We start from the raw sequence: 2,176 nt of genomic DNA on the forward strand, positions 1-2,176 counted from the left end.
CCGCCGACTTGGGAGGCGCGCTCGCCCGGTTGGAGCGCGAAGCGCGGGAGGGAGCCCAACGCGAGGCCGCCGCGGCCCGCGCCCGGCCCCGCCCGGAGCCGCGGGAACAGCCGCCGCCGCCGCCGGAGGAGCGAGAGCCTGCCGCCGCCGCGCACGGCCGGTCGGGGGGAGCGGAGGCGCGGGAACAGCCACCGGCGCCCGAGGAGAGGCGCGAGGCCGCCGCCGCCGCGCCGCCCGTCGCGGCTCGTGGAGGCAGGGTCATGCCCGTCGCCGGGGGGCAGGTGGCACGGGAATTCGGGGCGGCGGGGGAGGGCGGGCCGGCGCGCGGCCTCACCTTGCAGGCCCCGGCCGGTGCCCGGGTGGTGAGCCCTTGCGGGGGCCGGGTGGCCTTCGCCGCGCCCTTCCGTTCCTACGGCCGATTGTTGATTGTGGATTGCGGCGAAGGCTACCATTTCGTCCTGGGTGGGCTGGACCGCTTGGATGTGTCCCCGGGCCAGAAGCTGCTGGCGGGCGAGCCTGTGGGGGTGCTCGGGGGCGGGTCGTCGTCGTCGCCCGGTGCGGGAACAGTTGATGGTCCCGGCCGCGCGACGTTGTATGTTGAGCTCCGCCGCCGCGGCGACCCGGTCGACCCGCGGCCGTGGTTCGCGGCGCGGGGCTGACGGCCCCGCCCGGGGACGGATCGGCGGGCGGTCGGGCGTGGGCGCGCCGGCGACGGCGGGAAGCAAGGATCGAAAGGCCGCATGAAACTCAAGATGCGCAGCGTTGCGGCGGTGACGGCGGCCTTCGCGGCCGGGGTCGCGATCGGGCCCGTGGTCGGCGCCTTGGCACAGGACGGCGGGCGGGCGGAGACCTACCGCCTCCTCAACCTGTTCGGCGACGTGTTCGAGCGCGTCCGCGCCGAATACGTGGAGCCGATCAGCGACCGCGACGCGGTCGAGAACGCCATCAACGGGATGCTGACCGGGCTCGACCCGCACTCCTCCTACCTGAACCAGCGCAACTACCGCGACATGCAGGTGCAGACGCGCGGCGAGTTCGGCGGCCTCGGCATCGAGGTCACGCAGGAGGGCGGCTACATCAAGGTGATCTCGCCGATCGACGAGACGCCGGCCTTCCGCGCCGGGGTGAAGCCCGGCGACCTCATCACCCACCTCAACGGCAACTCCGTGCAGGGCCTCACCTTGCAGGAGGCGGTGGAGCAGATGCGCGGCGAGCGCGGCAGCACCATCCGCATCACCCTCCGCCGCGAGGGCGCCGACCGGCCGATCGAGTTGACCCTGACGCGCGACGTGATCCGCCCCCAAGTGGTGCGCTTCCGGATGGAGGGCAACGACGTCGGCTACGTGCGCCTCACCTCCTTCAACGAGCAGACCGAAGCCGGGCTGCGCCGCGCCGTGCAGTCGCTCCGCGGCCAGGCCGGCGGCAACCTGAAGGGCTTGGTGCTCGACCTGCGGAACAACCCCGGCGGCCTGCTGGACCAGGCGGTGCAGGTGGCCGACGACTTCCTGGAACAGGGGGAGATCGTCTCCACCCGCGCCCGCCGCCAGGAAGACGCGCAGCGCTGGAACGCGAAGGCGGGCGACATCGCCAGCGGCCTGCCGGTGGTGGTGCTGATCAACGGCGGCTCCGCTTCCGCGTCCGAGATCGTGGCCGGCGCGCTCCAGGACCACCGCCGGGCGATAGTGCTGGGCGTGAAGTCCTTCGGCAAGGGCAGCGTGCAAACGGTGATGCCGATCCCGGGCCAGGGCGCCATCCGCCTGACCACGGCGCGCTACTTCACGCCGTCGGGCCGCTCCATCCAGGCGACCGGCATCGAGCCCGATATCGAGGTGCTGGCGCAGCGCGAGCAGGCCACGGCCAACATCCCGCGCGAACGGGAGGCCGACCTGCGCCGGGCGCTCCGCAACGAGGGCGCCGTGCAGCAGCAACCGGCCGGCGCGGCGATTCCGCCGCTGCAACTCCCGGCCGGCGTGGCCGAGCGCGTCACGCGGCTCCCGGCCGAAGGCGCGCCGGCCTTCGACCCGACCAAGCCGGAAACCGACTTTCAGTTGCAGCAGGCGACGCAGTTGCTGCGGAACCTCGCGGTGGCGCAGGGCCCGGGGCGCCGCGCGGCCCGCTGACCGCCGGGCGGCGACGGGAACGCGGCGGGCGTGGCGGCCGCGGCGGCGCCCGCCGC

At 74.6% G+C, this 2,176-nt stretch carries 2 protein-coding genes; both read left to right on the forward strand.

Going from position 1 to position 2,176, the window contains the following annotated elements; all coding sequences use genetic code 11:
• The first annotated feature begins 260 nt into the window (after positions 1-260).
• Entirely contained in the window at positions 261-659 is a 399-nt protein-coding gene (locus ABD067_RS17985; RefSeq protein WP_343896747.1) for a murein hydrolase activator EnvC family protein, read from the forward strand.
• Between the two features lie 81 nt (positions 660-740).
• A complete protein-coding gene (locus ABD067_RS17990) occupies positions 741-2,120 on the forward strand; it encodes a S41 family peptidase (protein WP_343896748.1) in 1,380 nt (459 codons plus the stop codon).
• Positions 2,121-2,176: the final 56 nt, after the last annotated feature.

The organism is Craurococcus roseus, assembly GCF_039523795.1.
Taxonomy (GTDB): domain Bacteria; phylum Pseudomonadota; class Alphaproteobacteria; order Acetobacterales; family Acetobacteraceae; genus Craurococcus; species Craurococcus roseus.